This is a genomic window from Acidobacteriota bacterium (assembly GCA_020853395.1).
In the GTDB taxonomy this organism is placed as follows: domain Bacteria; phylum Acidobacteriota; class Vicinamibacteria; order Vicinamibacterales; family SCN-69-37; genus JADYYY01.
This window is the reverse complement of sequence record JADYYY010000010.1, coordinates 560636-581465: the sequence shown is the minus strand read 5'-3', so window position 1 is coordinate 581465 and position 20830 is coordinate 560636. Positions and strand designations below refer to the sequence as shown.

The window sequence follows — 20830 nt, the reverse complement described above, 5'->3', positions numbered from 1 at the left end:
CTCGAACCAGAACACGTGCATCAACCAGCGGCCGATCGTCAAGGTGGGCCAGCGGGTGTCGAAGGGCCAGGTGCTCGCCGACGGCCCGTGCACGGAGCTGGGCGAGCTGGCGCTCGGCCGGAACGTGATCGTGGCGTTCATGCCGTGGCGCGGCTACAACTTCGAGGACGCCATCCTCGTCTCCGAGCGGCTCGTGCGTGACGACTACTACACGTCTATCCACATCGAGGAGTTCGAGATCGAGGCGCGCGACACGAAGCTCGGGCCCGAGGACATCACGCGGGACATTCCGAACGTGTCGGAGACCTACCTGCGCGATCTCGACGAGAGCGGGATCATCCGCATCGGTGCGAGCGTCAAGCCGGGCGACATCCTGGTCGGCAAGGTCACGCCGAAGGGCGAGACGCAGCTCACGCCCGAGGAGAAGCTGCTCCGCGCGATCTTCGGCGAGAAGGCCGGCGACGTGAAGGACGCGTCGCTCACCTGCCCGCCCGGCATCGAGGGCATCGTCGTGGGCGTCCGGATCTTCTCCCGCAAGGGGATCGAGAAGGACGACCGCGCGAAGCAGATCGAGCAGGACGAGCTCGACCTGATGGAGAAGAACCTCCAGGACGAGATCCGCATCCTGCACGAGGAGACGAAGAAGCGCCTGGTGCAGTTGCTGAACGGCCGCAGCCTGCGGACGGATCTCTTCGACGCCGACGGCCGCGACCGGATCCTCCGCAAGGGCACGACGCTCACGTCCGAGGCCATGGCCGACGTGCCGTTCTCGGCGCTCGTCCGGGCGCGGGTCGAGACCGACGACCTCGGCTTCGAGGACGAGCTGCGCACGATGGAGGATCGGACGGCGCAGCGCGTCGACGTGATTCAGCGCGAGTTCGAGGAGAAGAAGGAGAAGATTCGGCGCGGCGACGAGCTGCCGCCCGGCGTGATCAAGCTCGTCAAGGTCTACGTCGCCATGAAGCGCAAGCTCTCGGTCGGCGACAAGATGGCCGGCCGGCACGGCAACAAGGGCGTCATCGCGCGGATCCTTCCCGAGGAGGACATGCCGTACCTGCCGGACGGGACGCCGGTGGAGATCGTGCTGAACCCGCTGGGCGTGCCGTCGCGCATGAACGTCGGCCAGATCCTCGAGACGCACCTCGGGTGGGCCGCGCACGCGCTCGGCCTCTACTTCGCCACGCCGGTCTTCGACGGCGCGACCGAGGGCGAGATCAAGAAGTGGCTCGAGCAGGCCGGGCTGCCGACCGCCGGCAAGACGCGGCTGTTCGACGGCATGACCGGCGAGGCGTTCGAGCAGAGCGTCACGGTCGGCTACATCTACATGCTCAAGCTGTCGCACTTGGTCGACGACAAGATCCACGCGCGGTCGATCGGCCCGTACTCGCTCATCACCCAGCAGCCGCTGGGCGGCAAGGCGCAGTTCGGCGGCCAGCGGTTCGGCGAAATGGAGGTCTGGGCGCTCGAGGCCTACGGGGCGGCGCACATCCTCCAGGAGCTGCTCACCGCGAAGTCCGACGACGTGACCGGGCGCGCGAAGATCTACGAGGCGATCGTCAAGGGCGACGCGTCGTTCCAGCCCGGGCTGCCGGAGTCGTTCAACGTGCTCATCCGCGAGCTGCAGGCGCTCTGCCTCGACGTCGAGCTGTTGAAGACGCGGGCGCGGCCCGCCCTGGAAGCGGCCCCGGCCGAAGGCGAACCGGCGCCGGAAGCGCCGGTCGGAGCCTGAGACAAGGGCAAAGGGCAAAGGGCAGAGGGCAAAGGAAAGAGGGAAAAGGTGATCGCGCGTCACGGCGCGACACCGGCCGACGCGCCTCTGCCGGCCACGGTAATGGGACGTTTGAGCAACAGGGAGATCCATGAGACCTAATCTCCACGACAAGGGCCAGTTGACCTCGGATTTCGATGCGATTCGCATCAGCCTCGCATCGCCGGAGCGCATTCTCCAGTGGTCGCACGGCGAGGTCACCAAGCCCGAGACGATCAACTACCGGACCTTCAAGCCGGAGCGCGACGGGCTGTTCTGCGCGAAGATCTTCGGGCCGGTGACCGACTGGGAGTGCCTCTGCGGCAAGTACAAGCGGATGAAGCACCGGGGCGTCATCTGCGACAAGTGCGGCGTCGAGGTGACGCAGGCGAAGGTGCGGCGCGAGCGGCTCGGGCACATCCAGCTCGCCACGCCGGTGAGCCACGTCTGGTTCTTCAAGGGGCTGCCGAGCCGTATCGGGCACCTGCTCGACCTGTCACTGCGCGACCTCGAGCGCATCCTGTACTTCGAGGCGTACGTCGTCGTCGATCCGGGCGACACGGACTTGAAGGACAAGCAACTGCTGAACGAGGAGCAGTTCCGGCAGGAGCGCGAGCGCTGGGGCTTCAAGTTCAAGGCGCAGATGGGCGCCGAAGCGATCAAGGAGATGCTCCGGCGCGTCAACGTGGAGCGTCTGGCCGAAGAGCTGCGCGAGAAGATGCGCAACGAGTCGTCGGCGCAGAAGAAGCTCAAGTACGCCAAGCGGCTGAAGGTCGTCGATGCGTTCCGGCGGTCCACCAACAAGCCGGAGTGGATGATCCTCGACGTGATTCCGGTGATCCCGCCGGAGCTGCGGCCGCTCGTCCCGCTCGACGGCGGCCGGTTCGCCACGTCGGATCTCAACGATCTGTACCGGCGCGTCATCAACCGGAACAACCGGCTGAAGAAGCTCATGGAGCTCAAGGCGCCGGACGTCATCATCCGCAACGAGAAGCGCATGCTCCAGGAGGCGGTCGACGCGCTGTTCGACAACGGCCGCCGCGGCCGCGTGCTGCGCGGGGCGAACAACCGGCCCCTGAAGTCGCTGTCCGACACGCTCAAGGGCAAGCAGGGCCGCTTCCGGCAGAACCTGCTCGGCAAGCGCGTCGACTACTCCGGCCGGTCGGTCATCGTCGTCGGGCCGGAGCTGAAGCTCCATCAGTGCGGCCTGCCGAAGAAGATGGCGCTCGAGCTGTTCAAGCCGTTCATCTACAACAAGCTCGAGGAGCGCGGCCTCGTCTCGACCATCAAGCAGGCCAAGGAGATGGTCGAGCAGCAGCGCTCGGAGGTGTGGGACATCCTCGAGGAAGTCATCCGCGAGCATCCGGTGCTGCTCAACCGCGCGCCGACGCTCCACCGGCTGGGCATCCAGGCGTTCGAGCCCGTGCTGGTCGAGGGCAAGGCGATTCGGATCCACCCGCTCGTCTGCACGGCGTTCAACGCGGACTTCGACGGCGACCAGATGGCGGTGCACATCCCGCTGTCCCCCGAGGCGCAGATCGAAGCCTCGGTGCTGATGATGGCGTCCAACAACGTGCTGTCGCCGGCGTCGGGACAGCCGATCGCGATCCCGTCGCAGGACATCGTGCTCGGGTGCTACTACCTGACGAAGTCGAAGAGCGGCGCGAAAGGCGAGGGCCGGGCGTTCGGCTCGTACGACGACGTCATGCTGGCGCTGGAGGCGGGCGAGGTCGAGACGCTGTCGGCGATCCGGCTGCGCTACACGGGCGACCTGATCGACCTGACGGCGGCGCGCGACTCGCAGGATCTGCTCGAGGCGACGGCCCAGAGGGTCGACGGCCGCACGATCCACACGACGGTGGGCCGCGTGATCTTCAACAACGCGCTGCCGAAGGAGATGCCGTTCATCAACGGTCTCCTGAAGAAGAAGGGGCTGCAGCAGGCGGTCCGGTACTGCTACCTGAAGCACGGGCTCGAGAAGACGGTCGAGATGCTCGACAGCCTCAAGAACCTGGGCTTCACCTATGCGACGCGATCGGGCCTGTCGATCGGCATCAACGACCTGATCATCCCGGCGAAGAAGGTCGACTTCGTCGAGGCGGCGCGCGACGAGGTCATCAAGGTCGAGGGCCAGTACCAGGAAGGCGCGATCACGAACGGCGAGCGCAAGAACAAGGTCATCGCCATCTGGTCGGAGGTCACCGAGCGCATCGCCGACGAGATGTTCGGCGAGATGGAATCGCTCGACAAGTCGGGGCGGAGCTTCAATCCCGTCTACGTCATGGCGGACTCCGGCGCCCGGGGCAGCAAGCAGCAGATCCGGCAGTTGGCCGGCATGCGCGGCCTGATGGCCAAGCCGTCGGGCGAGATCATCGAGACGCCGATCACGTCGAACTTCCGTGAAGGGCTCACGGTGCTGCAGTACTTCATCTCGACGCACGGCGCGCGGAAGGGGCTGGCCGACACGGCGCTGAAGACCGCCGACTCGGGATACCTGACGCGCCGCCTGGTGGACGTGGCGCAGGACGTCATCATCTCGGAGATGGACTGCGGCACGATGGACGGGCTCGAGGCGCGCGCCATCATCGATTCGGGCGGCGAGATCATCGAGCGGCTGAGCGACCGCATCATCGGCCGCGTCGCGCTCGACGCGATCGTCGATCCCTCGTCTGGCGAGGTGATCGTCCCGGCCGGCGGCGAGATCGACGAGACGCTCGCCGACCGCGTCGAGGACGCGGGCATCGAGCGCGTGAAGGTGCGCTCGGTGCTCAACTGCGCGTCGCGCCGCGGCGTGTGCGCGAAGTGCTATGGCCGTGATCTGGCGACCGGGCAACTCGTCGAGCTCGGGCTGGCAGTGGGCGTCATCGCCGCGCAGTCCATCGGCGAGCCCGGCACGCAGTTGACGATGCGCACCTTCCACATCGGCGGCACGGCGTCGCGCGTCGCCGACCAGTCGACCCTCGAGACCCGGCACACCGGAACCGTCCGGTTCGACGGCATCCTCGCGGTCGAGGGGAGGGCCGAGGCCGGCCGCGGCGGCGCCGAGGCGGTGCGGCCGCTGATCGTGATGAACCGCAGCGGCTCGATCAACATCGTGGACGACAAGGGCGTGGTCCGCGAGCGCTACTCGGTCGTCTACGGCGCGCACCTCAAGGTGCGCGACGGCCAGCACGTCGAGAAGGGCCAGATCCTCGTCGAGTGGGACCCGTACACGTTCTCGATCCTCACCGAGGGCGGCGGCACGGCCAGGTTCAAGGACATCATCGACAAGGTCACGGTGCACGAGGACGTCGACGAGGTGACCGGTCTCTCGCGGCTGATCATCGTGGACTCGCCGGACGAGAAGAAGCAGCCGGCGATCGAGGTGGTCGGGCCGGACGGCACGGTGCTGCACAAGTACCACATGCCGTCGAACGCGCACCTCATGGTGGCCAACGGCGAGGCCCTCTACCCGGGCGACGTCCTCGCCAAGATCCCCCGAGAGACGACGAAAACGAAGGACATCACCGGCGGTCTGCCGCGCGTCGTGGAGCTGTTCGAAGCGCGCAAGCCGCGCGAGACGGCGATCATCTCGGAGATCGACGGCACGGTCCGCCACGGCGGCATCGTCAAGGGGCTCCGCAAGATCCTGGTGGTGCCCGACGATGGCAGCGAGCCGCGCGAGTACTCGCTGCCGCGCGGCGTGCACGTCAACGTGCAGGAGGGCGACCGGGTCCATGCCGGCGAGCCGCTCATGGACGGCCCGCGCAACCCGCACGACATCCTCGCCGTGCTCGGCGAGCGCGAGCTGCAGGCCTACCTGGTCAACGAGATCCAGGAGGTGTACCGGCTGCAGGGCGTCAGCATCAACGACAAGCACATCGAGGTCATCGTCCGCCAGATGATGCGATGGGTGCGGGTCGAGGAAGTGGGCGACACCGAGTTCCTCATTGAGGAGCAGGTGGACAAGTTCCGCTTCCAGGAGGAGAACGAGCGCGTCCTCGCGCAGGGCGGCATGCCGGCCAAGGGACGGCCGATGCTGCTCGGCATCACGAAGGCGTCGTTGTCGACCGACTCGTTCATCTCCGCGGCGTCGTTCCAGGAGACCACGCGCGTGCTGACCGAGGCGTCGATCTCGGGCAAGGTGGACTACCTGCGCGGGCTGAAGGAGAACGTCACGATGGGCCGCCTGATTCCGGCCGGAACCGGATTCGAGTGGTACCGGCACATCGGCATCCCGCGGGACGAGCCGCCACCGCCACCGCCGCCGTCGCCCGAGGAGCTCGAAGCGCAGCGCGAGATGGACGACTACGCCGACATCGACTTCAACATGAAGGACGACATGGAGTGACGGCGCGCCGGACCGATCGGCCATTCGAGGATGGCCGGTTGCGCTGGCGAGTGAGGATCGGCGGATCGCGCGAGTGAGCGTCAGCGACGGGCGCGCCGGGACACCGGCGCGCCCGTTGTGTTTGGCGCGGACAGCAGAGCCGCTTGCGACCGGCGGCGAACGTTGGTTCGTGTGTTCAGGACGCGGCGCGGTCGCGCGCGTGCCGTCGATCCGGTCATCTTCGCTGTGTAGACTAGACGCGGTGCCGGCCCGTTCGCCGGTCCCGGTGAACGCCAGCGCCCGTCCTGTCGTAGTAAGGCCCGTGCCGCTGTCGCTTTGAGATAGGATCCCCCAGCTTATGAACGACCGATCGGCCTCACCCCTGAGCACGGCCAACCCCTACTTCCCGGCGATTCTCCTGCTGTTCGTGGGCAGCGGGTGCGCGGCCCTGATCTACGAGATCGTCTGGTTCCAGCTCCTGCAGCTGGTCATCGGGTCCTCGGCGATCTCGCTGGGCGTGCTGCTCGGGACGTTCATGGGCGGCATGTGCCTCGGCAGCTTCGTCCTGCCTCGGTACATCGATCCGCGGCACCATCCTCTTCGCGTCTATGCCTACCTCGAGCTCGGCATCGGCGCGATGGGATTGCTCCTGCTGTTCGGCATGCCGCTCGTCAACGGCATCTACGCGGCGATCGGTGGCGGCCACGTGGCCGTGCGCGCGATCGTCGCCGCGTTGTGCCTGCTGCCGCCGACGCTGATGATGGGCGCGACGCTGCCGGCCATCGCCCGCTGGGTCCGAACGACGCCCGAAGGCGTGTCCTGGCTCGGGTTCTTCTACGGAGGCAACATCGCGGGCGCCGTGCTCGGCAGCCTCGGCGCCGGCTTCTATCTGCTGCGCGTGTACGACAGCGCCGTCACGACGTTCGTCGCCGCGGCGCTCAACGTGGCGGTGGCGGTGGCGGCGCTCGCCATCACGCGCGTGACCTCGCACGAGCCCGAGCCGGAACCGGCCGGCGGCGTGGTCCGGGCCGAAGGCTCGGGCGTCGTCTATCTGGCGATTGCGCTGTCGGGCATGACGGCGCTCGCGTCCGAGGTCCTGTGGACGCGCTTGCTGTCGCTGCTGTTCGGGGCGACGGTCTATGCCTTCTCGCTGATTCTCGGCGTGTTCCTGTTCGGCCTCGGCATCGGCAGCAGCCTGGGGTCGGCGATCGCGCGCAGCACGGCACGGCCGCGCGCGGCGCTCGGCTGGTGCCAGCTCCTGCTCTGCGGCGCCATGGGCTGGGCGGCATACATGCTGATGCGCTCGCTGCCGTATTGGCCCATCAATCCGTCGATTGCGTCGGACCCGTGGTTCAACTTCCAGCTCGACATGGTGAGATGCCTCTGGGTCGTGCTGCCTGGCGCGATCCTCTGGGGCGCCAGCTTTCCGCTTGCGCTCGCTGCGGTCGCCGCGCCTGGGCAGGATGCCGGCAGGCTCGTCGGCGGCGTGTACGCGGCCAATACCGTGGGGGCCATCGTCGGATCGCTCGTGTCGGGGCTGGTGATGGTCGTCTACTTCGGCACGCCCGAAGCCCAGCAGATCCTGATTATCGTCTCGGCCCTGTCCGGGCTGATGCTGCTCGCCCCCGTGATTACCGAGCAGGTCGGGTCGAGGACGCAGCGATGGGTGATGACCGTGCTGCTCGTCGCCGCCACCGGTGCCGCCGGCCTCGTCGTGCGTTCGATGCCGGACGTGCCCGGCATCCTCGTCGCGTACGGCCGCTACGCCGCGACCTGGGTCGGGCTCACCGACATCATCTACGTCGGCGAAGGGATGAATGCGTTCGTCGCCGTGTCCCAGACGTCGACCGGCGTCCGCAACTACCACAACGCCGGCAAGGTGCAGGCCTCGAGCGAGCCTCAGGACATGCGGCTGCAGCGGATGCTCGGCCACTTCACGCACCTGATTCCGAAGGCGCCGAAGAACGCCCTCGTCATCGGCTGCGGCGCCGGCGTCACGGCCGGCGCGGTGTCGATCGGCCCGCTCGTCGAGCACATGACGATCGCCGAGATCGAGCCGCTGGTGCCGGCGTCCGTCTCGAAGTACTTCGGCGAGCACAATTACAACGTCGTGGACAACCCCAAGGTCACGGTCCACATCGACGATGCCCGCCACTTCCTGCTGACGACCGACCAGATGTTCGACGCGATCACGTCGGACCCGCTCGACCCGTGGGTGAAGGGGGCGGCGACGCTCTACACGCGGGAGTTCTTCGAGATCGTGAAGCGGCATCTGAATCCCGGCGGCGTCGTGACGCTGTTCGTGCAGCTCTACGAGAGCAATCCCGCGGCGGTGAAGAGCGAGATCGGCACTTTCCTCGAGGCGTTTCCCAACGGCGTCGTCTGGGGGAACACGAACAACGGGCAGGGCTACGACCTCGTGCTGATGGGCCAGGTCGAGCCGACGAAGATCAACGTCGACGAGCTGCAGGCCAGGCTCGACGATCCGAAGTTCGCGCAGGTGAAGCAGTCGCTGGCGGAGATCGGCATCTTCTCGGCCGTGGACCTGCTCTCGAACTACGCCGGCACGGCCAGCGACCTGGCGCCGTGGCTCAAGGACGCGGCGATCAATCGCGACCGGAACCTGAAGCTGCAGTATCTCGCCGGGATGGGGCTGAACCTCTATCAGAGCGGTCCGATCTACGCCGACATGCTCCAGTACGCCAAGTATCCTGAGCACCTGTTCGAGGGATCGCCCGCGTCGATCCAGGCGGTTCGCGACGGCATCCAGCGGACGATCGGTCGCACGCTCGGCCGGTAGGTGCGCCCGGTCGCCACCGCGTTGCTCGTCGGCGCGCCGCGCACGGCTCGAGGCTCCGGTGTAGACTGAAGCGCGAGACTCCCTATGATTCCAACCCGCGTGCGTGGCGCAGCCATTGCGGCGTGCATGCTCGTCGTGCTGGCACCAGCGGCCGTCCGGGTGCGTGCGGCGCCCGACACGCTCCCTGAGCGGCTCACCGATCAGGAGTTGTGGACGCTCTCGCAGCAGATGTCGGAGCCGAACGGCTACTTCCGGTCCGACAACCTGCTGTCGAACGAGATCTACTACCCGGCGGTGCTCCCAGATCTTCTGCAGCGGGTGAAGCCTGGCGCGGTCTACCTCGGCGTCGGCCCCGAGCAGAACTTCAACTACATCGTCGCGCTGAAGCCGAAGATGGCGTTCATCACCGACGTGCGGAGGGGCAACCTCCACACCCAGTTGATGTACAAGGCGCTCGTCGAGATGTCGACGACGCGCGCGGACTTCTACGCGCGTCTCTTCACGAAGCCGCGGCCCGACGGGCTCGCCGACGATGCGCCGGTGTCCGAGATCGTGCGCCGGTTCGCCGAAGTGGCCACCTCGGGCGAGGAGGTCTATCGCGAGAACCTCGAGGCCATCAGGAACCATCTCACGAAGTCGCCGCACCGGTTCCCGCTCTCGGCCGAGGATCTCGACGGCATCGAGTACGTCTATCGCAACTTCTACTGGTTCGGCCCCTCGATCACCTACAACTCGTCGAGCGGCGGCGGCAACCGCAGCAGCATGTCGACGTACGCGGCGCTGATGACCGTGACCGACAATGCCGGCGCCGCGACGAGCTATCTGGCGTCCGAGGAAGCCTTCGCCTTCCTTCGCGCGCTCGAAGCGCGGAACCTGGTCGTGCCGATCGTCGGCAATTTCGGCGGGCCGAAAGCGCTGCGAGCCGTCGGCGCGTACGTTCGCGAACACGGCGCCGTCGTGGGGGCGTTCTACCTGTCCAACGTCGAGCAGTACTTGAACCAGGACGGCATCTGGAGCACCTTCTGCGCGAACGTGGCGACGATGCCGCTCGACGAGTCGAGCACGTTCATCCGGTCGGGCGGCGGCGGATTCGGCTGGGGCGGCGGGTTGACCAACCGGCTGGGATCGATGGCGGCCGAAACGCGCGTATGTGGCGGTTCGCAGGACTGATGGTCGTGGGGCGCCGCCGGCTGTCTGACGATCGCCGGCGCCTTCGCCGCCTGTGGTTCGCCGCGATCCTGCTCTGCGCCATCGGCGGGGCGGTGGCCGCGCGGCCGGCCATGTTGGGCCGAGCTGGCATCGCTGCAACGGCGGCGGAGCTGCCGGAGCACCTGACCGATCAGCAGTTCTGGACCTTGTCCTCGTCGTTCTCCGAGCCAGGCGGGACGTTCCACTCCGACAACTTCGTGTCGAACGAGGGCCGCTTCCAGACGGTCATTCCCGACCTGCTTCGCCGGGTGAAGCCGGGCGGCTTCTACGTCGGCGTCGGCCCGGAGCAGAACTTCACGTACATCGCGGCCGTGCGGCCCCGGATGGCGTTCATCGTGGACATCCGCCGCGGCAACCTGCAGGAGCATCTGCTGTACAAGGCGCTCATGGAGCTGTCGGCCGACCGCGCGGACTTCCTGGCGCGGCTGTTCTCGCGTGAGCGGCCGTCGCTGCCGCGAGGAGCGAGCGTCGAAGCGCTGTTCGCGGCGATCGAGGGCGTGCCGGCCAGCGAAACGCGGTATCGCCGGACGCTGAACGATGTGCTCGAACGGCTCGCCACGGGCCGGCGGCTGCCCTTGACGGCCGAGGATCGCGCCGGCATCGAGTACGTCTATCGGACCGCCTTCTTCGCGGACGGTCCGGATCTGAATTACCGCCTGACGGGCCAGGGGCCGCGCGGATTCGGCGGACGAGGAATGGGCACGCCCACCTACGCCGATCTCATGGCCATGGACGACGGCGCCGGTGAGCAGCGCAGCTACCTCGCGACCGAGGCGAACTTCGCCTTCGTGAAGGATCTCCAGATGCGCAACCTCATCGTGCCGGTCGTGGGCGATTTCGCCGGGTCCAAAGCGTTGCGCTCCGTGGGGCAGTACGCGCGCCAGCACGGCGCCACGGTGGACGCGTTCTACCTGTCCAACGTGGAGCAGTACCTCCGGCAGGACGGGAAGTGGACGGCGTTCTGCGCCAACGTCGCGGCAATGCCGACGACGGCGTCGAGCACGTTCGTCCGGACGGTGCGTGGTGGCGGTGGCCGCGGCGGCGCGATGTTCACGTCGTCGCTCGCGGGGATCCAGGCCGAGACGCATGGATGTGCCGTGCCGTCACGCTGAGGGCGCCGGGCAATGACGAGACGCCGGTGGCTGCTCGGTGTCGTGCTGGCGCTGTGTGCGGCGTCGATGTCGGTGTCGCTCGGCACCCGTGCAGCGCCCTCCACGCTCCCCGATCGTCTGGCGGATTCGGAGTTCTGGCGGCTGGTCGCCGACTTCTCCGAGCCCAACGGCTACTTCGACTCCGACAACCTCCTGTCGAACGAGGACACCTTTCAGACCGTCATCCCCGAGCTCGTCCAGACGATTCCTCCCGGCGGCGTCTACCTCGGCGTCGGTCCCGAGCAGAACTTCTCGTACATCATCGCGGTCAGGCCGGCGCTGGCGTTCATCACGGACGTGCGGCGTGGCAACCTGCATCTCCACCTGCTCTACAAGTCGCTCATCGAGCAGTCCGCGTCGCGCGCGGAGTTCCTGTCGCGGCTGTTCGGCAGGCGCGTGCCGGCGGGCGTGGGGCCCGGCTCCACGGTAGAGTCGTTGATGCGTGCCTATGGCGAGGCGCGCCCCGACCGCGAGTACGTCGAGGCAACGATGGCGGCCGTGGCGCAGAACCTGACGCAGGGCCACGGGTTTGCACTCGACGCGGACGATCTGCCGGAGATTCGACATGTCTACGAGCAGTTCGTTGCCGCTGGCCCGGAGCTCCGGTTCGTCAGCAGCCGGTCCGGAAACTGGTATCCGACGTTCGCTGAGATCCAGGTGGCGACGGATGCGGCGGGCCAGCAGCGCGGCTATCTCGCCGACGAGCAACGGTTCCAGCGGCTCAGGGACCTCCAGCAGAGGAACGCGATCGTGCCGATCGTCGGGAACTTCGGCGGTCCGAAAGCGTTGCGGGCGATTGGCGCCTACGTCGCCGGTCACGGAGGGGTGGTGAGCGTCTTCTACACGTCGAACGTCGAGCGCTATCTGTTCCAGGACGGCACGTGGACGACGTTCATGAACAACGTGGCGGCGATGCCGCTTGCGCCGCACAGCACGTTCATCCGATCGTGCTTCGACAGTTGCTCCTCGTTCGGCGGATCGCGCGCCGTCTCGCTCTTGGACTCGATGCCGGGGCTGATCGCGGACCTGAGCGCCGGCCGCGTCCGGTCGTATCGGGACGTGCTCGCGCACGGTCATGGACGTTAGGCGATGATTCGCGCCGTGCGCATGGATCGTCGTCGCCGCGGGCTGGCCGTCGCGGTGGTGCTGGCGGCCTCGGTGGTGTGGCTGCCGGCGTCGGGCGCCGTCCAGAACAAGGCCCTGCCCGAGTCGCTCAGCGACAAGGAGTACTGGGCGCTCGTCGACGAGCTCTCGGAGCCGGGTGGCTATTTCCAGTCGGAGAACCTCGTCGGCAACGAGCGTGCGCTGCAGCACGTCGTGCCTGCGTTGCGCGCGATGCCACGGCAGGGGGTGTACCTCGGCGTCGCGCCGGATCAGAACTTCACCTACATCGTTGCGCTCGAGCCGCGCCTCGCGTTCATCGTCGACATCCGCCGCGGCAACCTGCTCGAGCACCTGATGTACAAGGCCATCATCGAGCTGTCGGCCAGCCGCGCGGAGTCCCTGTCGCGGCTGTTCTCGAGAGCACGGCCGGACGGGCTCGACGACCGCACGCCCGTGGTTGCGTTGGTGGACGCCTACCGTCCGGCGGTGCCGAGCGAGGAGCTGTACGCGGCGAACCTGCAGCAGATCCTGGCGCACCTGATCGAGACGCACGGCTTCGACCTGTCGGAGGCCGACGTCGGCGGTCTCACGACCATTTACCGGATGTTCTTCGAGCACGGCCCGTCGTTGACGTACTCGATGGGCGGGTTCGCGATGCGCAACATGCCCGAGTACGCCGACATGCTGACGTCGACCGATCTCAACGGCGAGCGCCATTCGTACCTCGCGACCGAGACGAACTACCAGTGGCTCCGGGCGTTCCAGACGCGGAATCTGCTCGTCCCCGTCGTGGGCGACTTCGCCGGCCCCAAGGCGTTGCGGGCCATCGGGGCCTATCTCTCGGCCCGCGGTGCGGTGGTCTCGGCGTTCTACACCTCGAACGTGGAGCAGTACCTGTTCCGCAACGCCGTCGCCGAGCTGTTCTATGCGAACCTGGGGGCGCTGCCCATCGACGAGCGCAGCGTGATCATCCGGTCGGCGCTGCAGCGCAACGTCATGGACCCGATTCGGGATCTGCTGCAGCAGGTCGAGGCCGGCCGCATCACGGTGTATTCCGACGTGACGAGCCGCGGCGCCGTGCGGTAGTCGATGCCGAGGGAACCGCGTCGGCTCGTGGTCAGGTGGTGGCGGCCGATCGCGGTCCTCGTCGCCGCGCTCGCCGGCCTGGCCGGCACTGCCGGGGCACACCGGTCCGGCGTCGGTGACCGGACGCGGATCGCGCGCGCGGATGCGCCGGCCGTCCAGCAGGCGACGCGCGCCGAGGCCCGCTCGCGCCTCCCGGCGCGGCTCACCGATCAACAGTTCTGGACGTTGTCGACGGAGCTGTCGGAGCCGAACGGCTTCTTCCGCTCCGAGAACCTCGTCTCCAACGAGCACACGTATCAGTACGTCATCCCGGCGCTCCAGCGGCTGGTGCCGCGCGGCGGCGTCTATCTGGGCGTGGCTCCGGATCAGAACTTCACCTACATCGTGGCGACTGAGCCGCGCATGGCCTTCATCGTGGACATCCGGCGGGGCAACCTGCTCGAGCACCTGATGTACAAGGCCATCATCGAGCTGTCCGCCGATCGCGCGGACTTCCTGGCGCTGCTCTTCTCGAAGCCCCGGCCGCCGGGTATCGCCGCGTCGGCCAGCGTCGACGCGCTGTTCGCCGCGTTCGCGCCGGTGGCGACGAGCGAGGACCTCTATCGCCAGAACGCGCGGCGGATCCGCGACGTGCTGCTCAGGAAGCACGGCTTGCCGCTGTCGGCGACGGACCTCGATCAGCTCGAGTCGATCTACTTCGCGTTCTTCTGGGACGGTCCCGGCCTGCGGTACTCCACCGGGCCGTCGTTCGGCTGGCGCGGACGCGGCGGGCCGGGCAACTTCCCGACCTATCAGGATCTGATGGTCGTGACCGATTGGGAGGGGCGCCCGCGCAGCTACCTCGCCTCCGAGGCGAACTACCGGTTCCTCAGGGGCCTTCAGGAGCGGAACCTGGTCGTGCCGGTCGTCGGCAACTTCGCCGGGCCGAAGGCGCTGCGCGGCGTCGGGCGGTACCTCCGCCAGCGTGGCGCGACGGTGTCGGCCTTCTACGTCTCCAACGTCGAGCAGTACCTCTTCCAGGACGGCCTGTTCGACGATTTCGCGCACAACGTCGCGTCGCTGCCGCTCGACGAGTCGAGCACGTTCATCCGATCGGTGTCGGCGAGGTTCGGTTATGCCGGGGAGATGCTCGGCCCCGATGGGCGCGCGAGCGCGCTCGACCCCATCAAGGCGTTCGTGCGCGACGCGACCGCCGGGCGGATCACCTCGTATTTCAGCCTCAACGAGCGGTCGCGCTGATTGCGGCGGGGCGAGTCAGGCGGCCGGGAGCAAAGACTCGGCCGCCGGTTCCTTGACGCGCCGGAACCACCGTGCTAATCTCGCAAGGTTATTTTCGAGCCTGGGACACCCTATCTAGGCTCGCTCCAGTCGAAGCGCTTCAGCTTCCTGGTTGTTTCCGCGCAGCGACGCGACGCCGATGGTGTCGCACGGCTCGCTGCCATGCTGACTCGCAGCAATAGGGGAGAGTCCCGGGCGCCGAGGGGTGCCTCTTAGGCCGGGGACGAAGGAAGCGCGCCGCGGGCGGCGCGTGGGTGGCCCATTTCGGGGTGGAGTGTCTAGTGCCGACGATTAGCCAACTGGTCCGCCAAGGGCGCGAGAAGGTGCTGAGCAAGACGAAGAGCCCGGCGCTGCAGAGCAGTCCGCAGAAGCGCGGCGTCTGCGTGCGCGTCTTCACGCAGACGCCGAAGAAGCCGAACTCGGCGCTGCGCAAGGTCGCGCGTGTGAGGCTGACGAACGGCATCGAGGTGACGACCTACATTCCCGGCGTCGGCCACAACCTCCAGGAGCACTCTCTGGTCCTGATTCGGGGCGGCCGCGTGAAGGATTTGCCGGGCGTGCGCTACCACGTCGTGCGCGGCACGCTCGACGCGGTGGGCGTGGCGGGTCGCATGCAGGGGCGGTCGAAATACGGCGCCAAGCGCCCGAAGAAGTAGGAACCGGTCATGCCACGACGACGAGAGATTCCGAAGCGCGAGGTCCCGGCGGACCCGATCTACAGCAGCCCGCTCGTGACGAAGTTCATCAGCACGATCATGCGCGGCGGCAAGCGTTCGACGGCCGAACGCATCATGTACCAGGCCCTCGAGATCGTGAAGGAGAAGTCGGCCGACGATCCGCTCAAGGTGTTCAAGAAAGCCATCGACAACGTGCGCCCGAGCCTCGAGGTGAAGTCGCGCCGCGTCGGCGGCTCGAACTATCAGGTGCCGGTCGAGGTCAACCCGAATCGTCGTCTGTCGCTGGCGATTCGCTGGGTGGCGTCGTACGCGCGCGAGCGCGGCGACGGCAAGACGATGCAGGAGAAGCTCGCGAACGAGTTCCTCGACGCGGCGAATCTCCGCGGTGGGGCCGTGAAGAAGCGGGAAGACACCCATCGCATGGCCGAGGCGAACAAGGCGTTCGCCCACTATCGCTGGTAACGGACGCGGCGCCACGGCCTGACGCCGGCGCCCAGGAATCGGACACGCTGCAATGGCTCGCCAAGTACCCCTGAATCGTTGTCGGAACATCGGCATCATGGCCCACATCGATGCCGGCAAGACGACGACCACGGAGCGCATCCTCTTCTACACCGGCATCACCTACAAGATCGGTGAGGTGCACGAAGGGACCGCCGTCATGGACTGGATGGCGCAGGAGCAGGAGCGCGGGATCACGATCACGTCGGCCGCGACGACCTGCACGTGGCGCGATCACCGGATCAACATCATCGACACGCCCGGCCACGTGGATTTCACCGCCGAGGTCGAGCGGTCGCTGCGCGTGCTGGACGGCGCCGTCGCGGTGTTCGACTCGGTCGCCGGCGTCGAACCGCAGTCCGAGACGGTCTGGCGCCAGGCCGACAAGTACCGCGTGCCGCGGATCTGCTTCGTCAACAAGATGGACCGGATCGGCGCCAACTTCCTGCGCACGTTCGAGCAAATCAAGACGAAGCTCCAGGGCAACCCGGTCGCGATTCACCTGCCCATCGGCACCGAGGACAAGTTCGTCGGCGTCGTCGATCTCATCCAGATGAAGGCGATCCGGTGGAAGGACGAGGCCATGGGCGCCGCCTACGTCGTCGGCGAGATCCCGGCCGACATGGTCGACCAGGCGAAGGAGTTCCGCGAGCAGTTGATCGAGAAGGTCAGCGAGGTGGACGATCGGATCCTCGAGAAGTACCTCCACGGGCAGGACGTCACCGAGGACGAGATCAAGGCGGCGCTGCGCAAGCGCACGGTCGACTCCGTCCGCTCGGAAGACGCGGCGTTCGTGCCGGTCATCTGCGGGTCGGCGTTCAAGAACAAGGGCGTCCAGCCGCTGCTCGACGCGGTCGTCGACTTCCTGCCGTCGCCGGTGGACATCCCGGCAGTGTCCGGGATCGATCCGAACGGCGCCGAGGGCGCGACCGTCGAGCGCGCGGCGAAGGACGAGGCGCCGTTCTCCGCGCTGGCGTTCAAGATCATGACCGACCCGTTCGTCGGGCAGTTGACCTTCATTCGCGTGTACTCGGGCGTCATGACCTCCGGCATGGCGGTCTACAACGCGACGAAGCAGAAGTCCGAGCGGATCGGGCGGCTGCTGAAGATGCACGCGAACAAGCGGGAAGAGATCAAGGAGGTCTACGCGGGCGACATCGCCGCGGCGGTCGGCCTCAAGTCCGTCTCGACGGGCGACACCGTCTGCGACGAGAAGACGCCGGTCATCCTCGAGGCGATGGACTTCCCGGAGCCGGTCATCTCGCTCGCGATCGAGCCGAAGACCAAGGCCGATCAAGAGAAGCTCGGTCTCGGCCTCGCCAAGCTGATGGCCGAGGACCCGACGTTCCGCGTCAACACCGACGTCGAGACGGGGCAGGTCGTGATCCGCGGGATGGGCGAGCTGCACCTCGAGATCATCGTCGACCGGCTGAAGCGCGAGTTCGGCGTCGAGGCGACGGTCGGCAAGCCGCAGGTCGCCTACAAGGAGACGATCACCCGCGGCGCCGAGGGCGAGGGCCGGTACGTCAAGCAGACGGGCGGCCGGGGCCAGTACGGCCACGCGAAGATCCGGCTGTTGCCGCGCAAGCCCGGCGAGGGCTACGAGTTCGACAACCAGATCGTCGGCGGCTCGATCCCCAGGGAGTTCATCAAGCCGATCGACATGGGGATCCGCGAGGCGATGACAACGGGCGTGCTCGCCGGGTACCCGATGGACGACGTGAAGATCGAGCTGTACGACGGCTCGTTCCACGACGTCGACTCGAGCGAGATGGCGTTCAAGATCGCCGGGTCGATGGCCTTCAAGGACGCGGCGAAGAAGGCCCATCCCGTGCTGCTCGAGCCGGTGATGCGGGTGGAGGTCGTCGTCCCCGAGGAGTACATGGGCGACGTGATCGGCGACATCACCAGCCGGCGCGGCCATCTGCAGTCGATGGAGGCGCGCGGCGGTTCGCAGGTCATCAACGCGCGCGTGCCGCTGTCCGAGATGTTCGGCTATGCGACCGACCTCCGGTCCCGGACGCAGGGACGGGGCGCCTATTCGATGCACTTCGACCGCTACGAACAGGCGCCGGGGTCGGTCAGTGAAGAAGTCATTGCGAAGGTGCAGGGGAAATAGCCCATGGCCACAGCGTTCAGTGAGAAGATCCGCATCCGCCTGAAGGCGTACGACTACCGGCTGCTCGACCAGTCGACGACCGAGATCGTCGACACGGCCAAGCGCACGGGCGCGCGTCTGGCTGGGCCGGTGCCCCTGCCGACCGAGTTGAACAAGTGGACGGTGCTGCGGTCGCCGCACGTGGACAAGAAGTCGCGCGAGCAGTTCGAGATCCGGACGCACAAGCGGCTGATCGACATCTTCGAGCCGACGTCGCAGACGGTGGACGCGCTGATGAAGCTGGATCTGCCGGCCGGCGTCGACGTCGAAATCAAGGCGTTCGGCAAGGAACACAAGTAAGCGCGACGAAGCGCCCGGGGCGTGCACGCGGTGCCGCCCCGGCGTTTGTGAGGGGTGAGTGATGGTCAGCGGAATCATCGGTCGCAAGGTGGGGATGACCCAGGTCTTCGAGACGGACGGGACCGTCGTGCCGGCGACCGTCATCAAGGCCGGGCCGTGCGTCGTCGTGCAGGCCAAGACGGCGCAGACGGACGGCTACGAGGCCGTGCAACTCGGCCTCGTGGACGAGCGGCCGGCGAAGGCGAACAAGGCGACGGTCGGACATCACAAGCGCGCGAACGTGCCGCCGACCGCTCTGCGGCGGGAGATGAAGGTGGTCAAGGGCGCTGAGGCGCCCAAGCCCGGCGATCAGGTGCTCGTGAACATGTTCAACGCCGGCGACCGCGTGGACGTCGTCGCCGCCAGCCGCGGCAAGGGGTTCCAGGGGGTCATGAAGCGGCATCACTTCGCCGGTGGCGCGGCGACGCACGGCTCGATGTTCCACCGGGCGCCCGGGTCGATCGGCGCATCGTCGTTTCCGTCGCGCGTCGTGAAGGGCATGCGCGCGGCCGGCCGGATGGGCGGCGGGCGCGTGACGACGCGCAACCTGAAGGTCGTCGGCGTGGACGTCGAGCGCCATCTGCTCGTGCTGCGCGGCGCCGTGCCGGGCGCGCCCGGCGGCGTGGTGGTGGTGCGGCGGGCGGTCGCGGCGAAGCCGGAGCCGCAGGTGCAGGTCGTCAAGAAGAAGGGCAAGAAGTAGGGACTGCGTCATGAAACTCGATGTCGTGAACTCGCAGAACCAGAAGATCGACTCGCTCGACCTGAACGACGCGGTGTTCGCGGGGCTCGTCAAGACCGACCTCATCTGGGAGTCGGTGGTGCACCAGAACGCGTCCGAGCGGCGCGGCACCCACATGACGAAGAACCGCGCGCTCGTCAGCGGGAGCGGCAAGAAGCCCTATCGTCAGAAGGGCACGGGCCGCGCGCAGGTCGGGTCGACGCGGACGCCGCTCTGGCGGCACGGGGGCACGGTGTTCGGCCCGCAGCCGCGCAGCTACGCGTATGCGATCCCGCGGAAGGTCGAGCGGGGGGCGCTGCGCGCGGCGCTGGCGTCGCGGTTGCAGGAAGGCGCCGTCACGGTCGTCGACGCGCTCGAGGCCGCCGAGATCAAGACCAAGGCCGCAGCCGAGCTGCTGCGCCGGCTCGGCGCGAGCGGGCGCACGCTCGTCGTGGACGTGAAGCTCGACGACAAGTTCAACCGGTCGGCGCGCAACATCGCCGGCATCACGCTCGTGGCGAGCGGCCGTCTCACGGCGCGCGACGTCGTGGGCGCGCGCCGGATCATCGCGACGCGCGCGGCGCTCGAGCGGCTGCAGGAGGTGCTCGCATGAAGCTCACCGACGTCATCCGCCGGCCGCTCGTCACCGAGAAGACGACGATCGCCCGCGAGACGGCCGCCGTCGCGGTGTTCGAGGTGGCGCGCGACGCCACGAAGATCGACGTGAAGCGCGCGGTCGAGAAGCTGTTCGGCGCGAAGGTCGCGTCGGTTCGGACCGGGATCGCGCACGGAAAGTTCAAGCGTCAGGGGCGGTTCGTCGGCCAGCGGCCCGACTGGAAGAAGGCCTGGGTCCGCTTCAAGCCGGGCGAGAAGCTGCCGGAGTTCCTGGAGGGGGCCTGATCATGCCGATTCGCACGTATCGACCGACCTCCGCCGGTCGCCGGTTCCAGACCGTGCAGACCTTCGACGACATCACGGCGAGCGAGCCGCACAAGCCGCTCGTCGAGAAGCTCCACCGATCGGGCGGCCGCAACAACCGCGGCGAGCTGACGGCCTGGTGGCGCGGCGGCGGACACAAGCGGAACTATCGCGTGATCGACTTCAAGCGCGACAAGTTCAACATCCCGGGGAAGGTCTCGACGATCGAGTACGACCCGAACCGGTCCTCGCGCATCGCGCTCATCACGTACGCGGACGGTGAGAAGCGCTACATCCTGCACCCGCTTGGCTTGAAGGTCGGCGATCCGGTGATGTCCGGTGAGACCGTCGACATCCTGCCGGGCAACTGCCTGCCGCTGAGGGCGATCCCGCTTGGGACGATGATTCACAACGTCGAGCTCAAGCAGGGCAAGGGCGGTCAGATCGCGAGGTCGGCGGGCGCGGCCGTGCAGTTGGTCGCCAAGGAAGGCGACTACGCCTCCGTGAAGATGCCGTCGGGCGAGATCCGGCTCATCAGCGTCGAGTGCCTGGCGACGGTGGGCCAGGTGGGCAACCTGGATCACGAGAACGTCTCGATCGGCAAGGCCGGCCGGAGCCGCTGGCTCGGCCGGCGGCCGCACGTGCGCGGCGTCGCGATGAACCCGGTCGACCATCCGCTGGGCGGCGGCGAAGGCAAGACCTCGGGCGGCCGGCATCCGGTCACGCCGTGGGGCGTGCCGACCAAGGGCTACAAGACGCGGCGCAACAAGCGCAGCGACCGCTTCATCGTGGCGCGTCGGAAGAAGTAGACGGCGACAGGGACGAGAGCGAGAGC

Annotated in this window: 16 protein-coding genes; all 16 read left to right on the top strand. The window is 67.6% G+C overall.

Annotation, left to right across the window (positions count from 1 at the left end; all coding sequences use genetic code 11):
* Window positions 1–1729: DNA-directed RNA polymerase subunit beta (rpoB, locus tag IT184_11270; GenBank protein ID MCC7009390.1), on the top strand; the 1729-nt coding region annotated here is incomplete at its 5' end.
* A gap of 130 nt (window positions 1730–1859) precedes the next feature.
* Entirely contained in the window at window positions 1860–6077 is a 4218-nt protein-coding gene (rpoC, locus tag IT184_11265) for a DNA-directed RNA polymerase subunit beta' (GenBank protein MCC7009389.1), read from the top strand.
* A 337-nt stretch (window positions 6078–6414) separates the two neighbouring features.
* Entirely contained in the window at window positions 6415–8856 is a 2442-nt protein-coding gene (locus IT184_11260; GenBank protein ID MCC7009388.1) for a fused MFS/spermidine synthase, read from the top strand.
* Between the two features lie 99 nt (window positions 8857–8955).
* On the top strand, window positions 8956–10026 hold the full coding sequence (locus IT184_11255; GenBank protein MCC7009387.1) for a hypothetical protein: 1071 nt from the start codon (window positions 8956–8958) through the stop codon (window positions 10024–10026).
* Between the two features lie 5 nt (window positions 10027–10031).
* Window positions 10032–11177, top strand: a complete 1146-nt coding sequence (locus IT184_11250; protein MCC7009386.1) for a hypothetical protein — start codon at window positions 10032–10034, stop codon at window positions 11175–11177.
* A 12-nt stretch (window positions 11178–11189) separates the two neighbouring features.
* Entirely contained in the window at window positions 11190–12302 is a 1113-nt protein-coding gene (locus tag IT184_11245) for a hypothetical protein (GenBank protein MCC7009385.1), read from the top strand.
* A gap of 21 nt (window positions 12303–12323) precedes the next feature.
* Window positions 12324–13406, top strand: a complete 1083-nt coding sequence (locus tag IT184_11240; protein MCC7009384.1) for a hypothetical protein — start codon at window positions 12324–12326, stop codon at window positions 13404–13406.
* A 3-nt stretch (window positions 13407–13409) separates the two neighbouring features.
* Complete coding sequence (locus IT184_11235; protein MCC7009383.1) at window positions 13410–14645, top strand: hypothetical protein; 1236 nt, start codon at window positions 13410–13412, stop codon at window positions 14643–14645.
* A 320-nt stretch (window positions 14646–14965) separates the two neighbouring features.
* Window positions 14966–15340 (top strand): 30S ribosomal protein S12, encoded by a 375-nt coding sequence (locus tag IT184_11230; protein ID MCC7009382.1) that lies wholly within the window; start codon window positions 14966–14968, stop codon window positions 15338–15340.
* A 9-nt stretch (window positions 15341–15349) separates the two neighbouring features.
* Window positions 15350–15823: a 30S ribosomal protein S7 gene (rpsG, locus tag IT184_11225; GenBank protein MCC7009381.1), complete on the top strand. Its 474-nt coding sequence runs from the start codon at window positions 15350–15352 to the stop codon at window positions 15821–15823.
* A gap of 52 nt (window positions 15824–15875) precedes the next feature.
* Complete coding sequence (fusA, locus tag IT184_11220; protein MCC7009380.1) at window positions 15876–17981, top strand: elongation factor G; 2106 nt, start codon at window positions 15876–15878, stop codon at window positions 17979–17981.
* A 3-nt stretch (window positions 17982–17984) separates the two neighbouring features.
* Window positions 17985–18320, top strand: a complete 336-nt coding sequence (gene rpsJ, locus IT184_11215) for a 30S ribosomal protein S10 (protein MCC7009379.1) — start codon at window positions 17985–17987, stop codon at window positions 18318–18320.
* A 61-nt stretch (window positions 18321–18381) separates the two neighbouring features.
* Window positions 18382–19059 (top strand): 50S ribosomal protein L3, encoded by a 678-nt coding sequence (rplC, locus tag IT184_11210; protein MCC7009378.1) that lies wholly within the window; start codon window positions 18382–18384, stop codon window positions 19057–19059.
* Window positions 19060–19069: 10 nt separating this feature from the next.
* Window positions 19070–19690 carry a 50S ribosomal protein L4 gene (gene rplD, locus IT184_11205; protein ID MCC7009377.1) on the top strand — a complete coding sequence of 207 codons (621 nt, stop codon included), beginning with the start codon at window positions 19070–19072 and terminating at the stop codon, window positions 19688–19690.
* Window positions 19687–19977 (top strand): 50S ribosomal protein L23, encoded by a 291-nt coding sequence (locus IT184_11200; GenBank protein ID MCC7009376.1) that lies wholly within the window; start codon window positions 19687–19689, stop codon window positions 19975–19977. Before rplD ends, IT184_11200 begins: the two co-directional genes overlap by 4 nt.
* A gap of 2 nt (window positions 19978–19979) precedes the next feature.
* Entirely contained in the window at window positions 19980–20804 is an 825-nt protein-coding gene (rplB, locus tag IT184_11195; GenBank protein MCC7009375.1) for a 50S ribosomal protein L2, read from the top strand.
* Window positions 20805–20830: the final 26 nt, after the last annotated feature.